Genomic DNA, 7585 nt, shown 5'->3' on the forward strand with positions numbered 1-7585 from the left:
GAGCGAGTCTTCTCCGGAAAACACGCTCTGGGCGCACGCTCAGCGCGGGCCGGGTGCCCCGAGAGCGTGGGCGAGGCGGTCGAGGTAGGCCTCGACGTCGACCCGCTCCGGGTCGGCGTGCACGCTGACGGCCACCGCCGACCCGATCCCGTGCACCCCGTGGGTCAGGCTCATCATCGGCGAGAGCGCCGGGAAGCCCGCGGTGAACACCACCGGGTGACCACCGAACACCAGGTCGGCGGGGCCCCGGTTGACGCTGGAGACCACGGTGTGGCCGGTCACCGTGGCGCAGCGCGCCGCCGGGTCGAACCGGCCCACCCCCCAGCGCAGCAGCGGCGCGGGCACGGCGGCGAAGGCGGCCGCCGACGCGCGCACCGCCGGGTGGCCGATGCGCGCACGGTGCGCGTCCAACTCCGCCGCGATCCGCGCGGCGCGCTCGGCGCGGCCCTCTTGCGGGTGCAGCCCGACACCGACGTTGCTGAAGTTGTTGCGGGCGTGCGGGTCGGGTGGGCGCGCGGCGACCGGGACCTCGGCCGCCAGGTGCGCGACGTCCTCGCCGCGCTCACGCAGGTAACCCCCGAGCGCCTCGGCCACACCCGTCAGGGCGGCGACCGTGACGGTGGGGCCGGACATCCGAGCGCGCGGCACGACGATGGTCGCGACGGTCCTCGCCGAACCCGGACGGGCGTTGACGCTCAAGGCCGGTCGCGGCGGGTTGGGGGCGGCCAGCACCCCGGCCTCGATGTCGCGCACCATCCGGCGATGCGCCCGCGCCGCGACGACCCCCCGCGCGAGCAGCGATCCGCGGCGTGCCGGTGCGACCGGGGGTATCCCGCCGGCTCGCCCCAGCAGCGCCGCCGCCAGCGCCGCGGATCGGGCTCCGTCGCCGAGAGCGTGCGAGATCTGAATGACCACCACCGATCCGGCGCCCGTCACCCCGGGGAGGTCACGCACGTCGGGGAAGAGGTGCGCACGCCAGGTCATCCGCTCGGTCGACAGCCTTCCCAGCCCCAGCCGGGCCACGGCTGCCCGGCAGGCCTGCCAGTCCCCCGGCGGGGCAACGCTGAACTGCTCGGCGGTGATCGCCGCATCGACCCAGCACGGATAACGCCACCGGTCCTCATCGGCGATCACCAGCCGCAGCTCCGGGCAGGCCTGGGCGCGCCGGCGCAGCTCCCCGACCGCCTCGTGCGGGTTCGCCGGCGATCCGCCGAAGGCGTACAGCAGGAATTGGTCGTTGGGCACCATTCGAGACAGCCACAGCAGCTGAGCGTCGACCGCCGACAACCGCTGTGTCACGCGATCATTGTGGGTCATTCCGAAGCCCGTCTACGACCGACTGCTGCGGGTTAGGATTCGACGATGTTGCCGCCGCCCGCGCAACGAACGGCCGCTGTGGTCACCGGGGCCTCCTCGGGGATCGGTGTCGCGATCGCGCGTGAGCTCACCGATCGAGGGCATCACGTCGTGCTGATCGCCCGCCGCGCCGAGCAACTGGAGCAGGTGGCCGCTGCGCTGAGCGGCCCCAGTTCGGTTCTGCCGGCCGATCTTTCGCGCCGCGACGAACGCGCGGAGCTGCCCGAGCGGGTCGCCGCGCTGGGCCTCTCGGTGAACATCCTGGTGAACAACGCCGGGCTGACGACGATGGGTCCGGTGGCCGAGGCCGACGCCGACGCCGAGCTGAACCTGATCGAGGTCGACGTGGCCGCCGTGGTGGATCTGTGCACCCGGTTCGTGCCGCAGATGGCGAGCCGACGGATGGGCGCGGTGCTCAACGTCGCCTCGGTGGCCGCCTTCGGCCCGCTGCCCGGGCAGGCCGCCTACGGAGCCGCCAAGGCCTTCGTGCTGTCCTACACCCAGGCGCTGCGCCAGGAACTCGGCGCGCGCGGCGTCTCCGTCGCCGCCCTGTGCCCCGGGCCGGTGCACACCGAGTTCATCGAGGCGGCCGGTCTGTCCCGGGCGGAGACCGACGTCATGCTGCTCAAGCCGCTCTGGGTGTCCGCCGAGGACGTCGCCCGCGCCGCCGTGGAGGGTCTCGCCTCCGGCAAGGACGTCATCGTCCCCGGCCTGTCCAACCGCGCGGCGGCCGCGCTCTACCGGCTGGCGCCGCGGCGGCTGCTGCTGCCGCTGCTGGCGCGCAGTCACCCCGGGCTCAAGTAGCGCCCGCTCACGGCGTCCCGGCCAGGAAATCGACGATCAGCCGGCCGACCCGTTCAGGTTGTTCGAGCTGCAGGAAGTGCCCGGCACCCGGGACCGTCCGCGCGTCGCTGCCGTGCGGCAGACCCGCGCGCACGAACGCGGTGAAATCGGCCGTCATGCAACCGTCGTCGGTGCCGTGCAGGTACAGCGTCGGCAGCCGCGGCGGCTCGGTCCACCAGCGGTGCAGTTCGGCGTAGCGGGCCGGCGGCCGGTAGTTGCGGATGGTCGCCCGGTACGGGCCCAGCGCGGCACGCCACCGGTCGGGCGCACCGATCGCCGCCTCGACGTGACGCCGGTCCTCCCGCGCGTCGAACCCTGGTGACCACCGCCGCCACAACAGCGGCACGATCCACGACGACGACCTCTCCGGCAGCACGGGAAGCTGGAAGTAACTGATGTACCAGCTGCGCACCAGCTGTCTGGGCAGCAGGCGCAACAGGCCGCCGCGCAGCGGGCGCAGCGTGGCCGCGGGCGGCACCGACATCACCACCGCCCTGCGAAACGGGCTGTCGGGCATCGCGGCCAGCCCGGTCGCCACGATCGCGCCCCAGTCGTGACCGATCACCACGTCGGCGTCCGTCGGCCCGGCGGCGGCCAGCACCTCGAGCGCATCGTGCATCAGGGCACCGAGGTGATAGGCCCGGTCCGAGGGCAGCGACGACGGCGCATATCCGCGAAGGAACGGCGCGACGACCCGGTAGCCGGCCGCCACGAGAGCCGGGGCGAGCGCGCGGAAACTGTGGGCGGTGTCGGGGAACCCGTGCAGACACAGCGCGATTGGACCGCTGTCGGGTCCCCACGTCAGCGCCCGCAGTCGCACGGCCGGCGTCGTGACGTCGATACTGCCCGGGCGGGGCGTCACGGCACGAACTCGACTTCGGCGACCTTCAACCCCTCGCCGGTGTTGGCCACGGTCACCCGCATGCGCCAGGCCTGCGGTTGCTGCTCGGGAACTCCGCGATTGGACGTCATCACGGTCAACGTCACCAGGACCCGGCCCTCGTCGCCGCTGACCGACTCCAGTCCGGCCTCGGTGACGGTGCCCACCGACGTCGACTGCGTCTTCTGGGCCGCGTCGATGAAGGACCCGGCGCGCGCGGCGAAGTCGTCGCGGAACGCGCCCGTCGAGGAGTCGAGGATGCGCTGCACGTCCTGCTCGGCGCGCCGGTAATCGATCGTGGTGAGGTTCACCGCGCCTTGGCGGGCCGCCTGCACCATCTCCTGGCGCAGCCGCTGGTCTGCCCGGTCCTGGTGGTCGCGCAGACCCAGCCAGCCGGTGAGCCCGGCCAGCGCGGCGACCATCGCGGTGAGAGCGGCGATGCGGACCCTGCCCACCAGAACCATGCGAGCGACGCTACCGCTGCGCAGGGCCGGTAAGTTGCCTGAGGTGACCGCCCCGGAGACCGTCGAGTTCCGCGGCGACACGTCGATCACCCTGGTCGCCGATGAGTGGAACCGCGACGCGCCGCAGGCCCGGGACCGGCTGACGATCGTGATGCTGCACGGCGGCGGCCAGAATCGGTTCTCCTGGAAGAACACCGGCCAGGTGCTGGCCGAGCGCGGGTTCCACGTCGTGGCTCTCGACGCCCGCGGCCACGGCGACAGCGACCGCGCCCCCGCCGGGGCGTACACCATCGACGCGCTGGCCGGCGATCTTGCGGCGGTCCTCACGCAGATCGCCCGCCCGGTGGTGCTGATCGGTGCGAGCATGGGCGGCATGACCGGAATCCTCGCCGCCCGCCAGGCCGGGCCGCAGGTGGTGCGCAAACTGGTTCTGGTCGACGTCATCCCGCGCTTCGAGTCCGAGGGCACCCACCGGATCCGGGACTTCATGACCCGTCACGTCGACGGCTTCGACACCCTCGAGCAGGCCGCCGACGCGATCGCCGACTACCTGCCGCACCGGAAACGGTCGGTGAACCTCGAGGGACTCAAGAAGAACCTGCGGCTGCGTGCGGGCCGCTGGCACTGGCACTGGGATCCGGCGTTCGTCACGACCGTGGGAGACGATCCGTTCGTCCACGTCGAGGAACTCGAGGCGGCCGCGGTCGGTCTGCAGATCCCGATCCTGCTCATCCGCGGCCGGCTCTCCGACGTGGTCAGCCTCGAGGGGGTGCGCGACTTCCTGGCTAAGGTGCCGCAGGCGCAGTTCGTCGAACTGTCCGACGCCGGGCACACCGCGGCAGGTGATGACAACGACGCGTTCACCGCGGCGGTGGTCGCTTTCGTGGACAACGAACAGATCCGGACGGAAGAGCAGACGAGATGACCCAACCCACCGTGGCCGAGTATGCGCTGCGACGCCTTTCCCAGCTGGGCATCGACAAGGTCTTCGGGGTGCCCGGGGACTACGCCTTCTCCATCGACGACGCCGTCGAGAATGTCGACGGACTCGACTGGATCGGCTGCGCGAACGAACTCAACGCCGCCTACGCCGCCGACGGTTACGCGCGCATCCGCGGCGCGGCGATCCTGACCACGACCTACGGAGTGGGCGAACTCTCGGCACTCAACGGCGTGATGGGCGCGCGGGCGCACCGGCTGCCGGTGTTCCATCTGGTCGGAATGCCCAGCGATCGCATCCAGCGGCTCGGGCTGATCACCCACCACAACCTCGGCGACACCACATACGACCGTTTCCAGGAGATTTCGGCGTCGGCGTGCTGCGTGTCGGCCGTGCTGACCCCGGACAACTGCGTCGACGAACTGGAGCGGGTGATCCGTGAGGCTCTGCGCCAATCGATGCCGGCCTACCTGGTGATCCCGGAGGCCAACGGCTTCATGCCGGTGATCGGCGGCCCGGCGCAGGGCGCGCCACTGTCGGCGCTCAAGCGGCAGCGCAGCGCCCCGGCCGAACTGGCCGCCGCCGTCACCGCCGTGCTGAGCAGACTCGAGGCCGCCGCGAACCCGGTCGCACTGGTCACCACTCTCGTCGCGCGCTACGGAGTACGCGACAAGGCCGCCGAGCTGATCACCAAGGCCGGTCTGCCGGTCGCGATCACGTCCTACGACAAGGGAGTGATCGACGAGTCGCTGCCCTGTTACCTCGGCATCTACGGCGGTCAGTTGTCCCACCCGCCCGCGGTGCGCGAGAGGGTCGAGCAGGCCGATTTCCTGCTGGACATCGGCGGCATCCTGCTGACCGAACTCAACACGGGTATGTGGAGCACCGATCTGGACGTCGAGCGCGCGGCGTGCATCCACGACAACTGGGTGCGCGTCGGCGACAAGGTGTTCATCAACGTGGCCATCGACGACGTCCTCGACGCGCTGATCGCGAAGGTGCCCCAGCGCACGCCGGAAGCCGTGGTAGGGCCGGGGCAACTGGAGATGACGGGCTCCGGCGACGACCCGACCTCCTCGGCGACCTTCTACCCGCGCCTGCAGCGCCTGCTGAAATTCGGCGACACCCTGGTGATCGAGACCGGCACCGACATGATGCATCTGAATCCGATGCGCCTGCCCGCCGGCGTCAGCGCCGAGGAGCAGGGGCTGTGGGGCTCGATCGGCTGGGCCACGCCGGCGGCGTTGGGCATCGCGCTGGCGAAAACCTCCGGGCGGACCTGGTTGGTCACCGGTGACGGGTCGCATCAGCTGACCCTCAACGAGCTCGCGGTGATGGGTCGCTACGGGGTCGCGCCGGTGATCTTCGTGCTCAACAACGGCCTGTTCGGCATCGAGGATGTGATCAGCGAGCGCGGCCACCCCTACGACGATCTCGCCCCCGTGCAGTACCACCTGCTGCCCGCCGCGTTCGGCTGCACGAGCTGGTTTTCCGCGAGGGTGTCGACGGTGGCCGAACTGGAGGAGGCCCTGGCCGCGATCGGCGACCATGATCGCGGCGCCTACATCGAGGTGATGATCCCCGACGAGGAGAGCCAGGCGCTGCCGGCGGAGGTCACCGACCGCGCGTACAAGGTGCACACCCCGGATCCGACGACCTGACCCGCGGCCGGATCAGCCGCTGCTCGAGGATTTCCGCAGCCTCTGCCGGACCACGCCGTCGTCGAGCATCTGCTGGAAGTGCTCGGTGAAGGTCTCTGCGACCGGACGGTAGGTCACTCCCAGCTCCTCGCGGCTGCGGCTGTTGTCGAACGCCAACGGGTATCCCACGTTGAGGTCGACGAACTCCCGCGTCATCCCGGCCAGCGGCGCCAAGGCCTTCACCACCGGCTTGTGGGCCGTCCTGCGCGGGAACGGGTAGAGCCTGCCGAACCCTTTGCGCAGGATCTTGCCGATGTCCAGCAGCGTCAGCGAGGTGGCGTTGGCGATGTAGCGGCCATGGGCCTCGGGAGTGAACCCCGCGCGCAGATGAGCGTCGGCGACATCACGCACGTCCACCACCGGAAGTGTCAGGTCGGGCGCCCCGGCCAGCAGGGTGCCGTCGGTGAATTGTTTCATGGTGCTCAGGCTGGCCGAGTCGCTCACGCTGGTCATCGCCGGACCGAACACCAGTCCCGGATGAACGGTCACCATGTCCCAGCGATCCTGGGCCTTCTGGTAGCGCCAGGCCTCCTGCTCGGCCACCGTCTTGGAGTACGAATACGGCTGGTGGTCAACGCTGCTGGTGGTGTTCCAGTGCTCGTCGGTGAAGACCCCATCGTGGACTTCCCGGCTCTCGCGGTTATCGCCGTAGATGGCCACCACGCTGCTGGTGAGCACCACCCGCTTCACCGACGGCGTGCGGTTGACCGAGTCCAGTACGTTGCGGGTGCCCTCCAATGCGGGGCGTACCAACGCCGCCTCCGCGTCCTCGAAACCGGAGAGCAGAAAGGGCGACGCCGTGTGCATGACGAGCTCGCACCCGGCCATCGCCTCGTCGAAGCTGCCGGCTTCGAGCAGGTCGGCCTTGAACAGCCGCAGCCGTCCGGGATGGTCTTGGGACAGCTTGTGCAGATGCTCCAGACCGGTCGCCTTCTGCGGGTTACGCACCGTTCCGTGCACGGTGTAGCCGGCCTCGAGCACTGACCGGACGATCCAACTGCCGATGTAACCGCTGGCGCCGGTGACGAGCACCGGAGCTTTCGGATCGATAACCGTTGCCGTGGCGCTCATCGCGTCATCGTATTCCGTCAGAGTCCCGGCGATGCGCGATTGGCCGCGGAGCGGCGCAACCCGCCGAGGGTTGGCCGACGTTCCACGACACAGCGGCGACAACGGCAGATGCGAGGCTGCTCACACGTTGAACCGGAACCCAAGCGTGGGATCAGATAGCCGCGAACTGACGCGCGAAATGCCCTCTAGCAGCACGTTTTCCGTGTCCCATCGTTGGCGCGGTTTTTCATGTTGCGGACTGTATGCGGACTGAGGGGCCGCGGTACAGCAAAGTTCGCTGAACAATAGAGACCGTGTCGGCGTCGTCTGAAAGATGACCCCTTACCGACGG

7 protein-coding genes are annotated in these 7585 nt (G+C 70.2%); 3 read left to right on the top strand and 4 right to left on the bottom strand.

All coding sequences use genetic code 11. The features are described 5' to 3' along the window. Window positions 1-39 precede the first annotated feature (39 nt). Entirely contained in the window at window positions 40-1317 is a 1278-nt protein-coding gene (locus tag ACKOB8_RS02515; protein ID WP_526375312.1) for a WS/DGAT domain-containing protein, read from the bottom strand. Window positions 1318-1362: 45 nt separating this feature from the next. Between ACKOB8_RS02515 and ACKOB8_RS02520 the strand changes: the two genes are divergently transcribed. Beyond that, complete coding sequence (locus ACKOB8_RS02520) at window positions 1363-2160, top strand: SDR family NAD(P)-dependent oxidoreductase (RefSeq protein WP_526375314.1); 798 nt, start codon at window positions 1363-1365, stop codon at window positions 2158-2160. 7 nt (window positions 2161-2167) lie between these two features. Here the strand turns inward: ACKOB8_RS02520 and ACKOB8_RS02525 are convergent, their stop codons facing one another. Continuing rightward, the gene (locus ACKOB8_RS02525; protein ID WP_526375316.1) at window positions 2168-3061 is read right to left on the bottom strand and encodes an alpha/beta fold hydrolase; all 894 of its coding nucleotides are present in this window, start codon (window positions 3059-3061) and stop codon (window positions 2168-2170) included. Continuing rightward, window positions 3058-3543: an Rv1363c family protein gene (locus ACKOB8_RS02530; protein ID WP_526375318.1), complete on the bottom strand. Its 486-nt coding sequence runs from the start codon at window positions 3541-3543 to the stop codon at window positions 3058-3060. The genes ACKOB8_RS02525 and ACKOB8_RS02530 overlap by 4 nt, the downstream gene beginning before the upstream one ends. Window positions 3544-3586: 43 nt before the next feature. Here ACKOB8_RS02530 and ACKOB8_RS02535 point away from each other — a divergent pair, with 43 nt between their 5' ends. Together ACKOB8_RS02535 and ACKOB8_RS02540 are read left to right on the top strand one after the other, a co-directional pair. After that, window positions 3587-4468: an alpha/beta fold hydrolase gene (locus ACKOB8_RS02535; protein ID WP_526375320.1), complete on the top strand. Its 882-nt coding sequence runs from the start codon at window positions 3587-3589 to the stop codon at window positions 4466-4468. Next, complete coding sequence (locus tag ACKOB8_RS02540) at window positions 4465-6144, top strand: alpha-keto acid decarboxylase family protein (protein ID WP_526375322.1); 1680 nt, start codon at window positions 4465-4467, stop codon at window positions 6142-6144. The genes ACKOB8_RS02535 and ACKOB8_RS02540 overlap by 4 nt, the downstream gene beginning before the upstream one ends. Before the next feature lie 12 nt (window positions 6145-6156). Here the strand turns inward: ACKOB8_RS02540 and ACKOB8_RS02545 are convergent, their stop codons facing one another. Next, the gene (locus ACKOB8_RS02545) at window positions 6157-7254 is read right to left on the bottom strand and encodes an SDR family oxidoreductase (protein WP_526375324.1); all 1098 of its coding nucleotides are present in this window, start codon (window positions 7252-7254) and stop codon (window positions 6157-6159) included. Window positions 7255-7585: the final 331 nt, after the last annotated feature.

The sequence above is a fragment of the Mycobacterium sp. genome, from assembly GCF_046091765.1.
In the GTDB taxonomy this organism is placed as follows: domain Bacteria; phylum Actinomycetota; class Actinomycetes; order Mycobacteriales; family Mycobacteriaceae; genus Mycobacterium.

What these genes read in the sequence shown, in the direction of transcription:
- ACKOB8_RS02515 (WP_526375312.1), bottom strand. Translation starts at nt 1,317, where the DNA reads ATGACCCACAATGATCGCGTGACACAGCGGTTGTCGGCGGTCGACGCT.
- ACKOB8_RS02520 (WP_526375314.1), top strand. Translation starts at nt 1,363, where the DNA reads ATGTTGCCGCCGCCCGCGCAACGAACGGCCGCTGTGGTCACCGGGGCC.
- ACKOB8_RS02530 (WP_526375318.1), bottom strand. Translation starts at nt 3,543, where the DNA reads ATGGTTCTGGTGGGCAGGGTCCGCATCGCCGCTCTCACCGCGATGGTC.
- ACKOB8_RS02540 (WP_526375322.1), top strand. Translation starts at nt 4,465, where the DNA reads ATGACCCAACCCACCGTGGCCGAGTATGCGCTGCGACGCCTTTCCCAG.
- ACKOB8_RS02545 (WP_526375324.1), bottom strand. Translation starts at nt 7,254, where the DNA reads ATGAGCGCCACGGCAACGGTTATCGATCCGAAAGCTCCGGTGCTCGTC.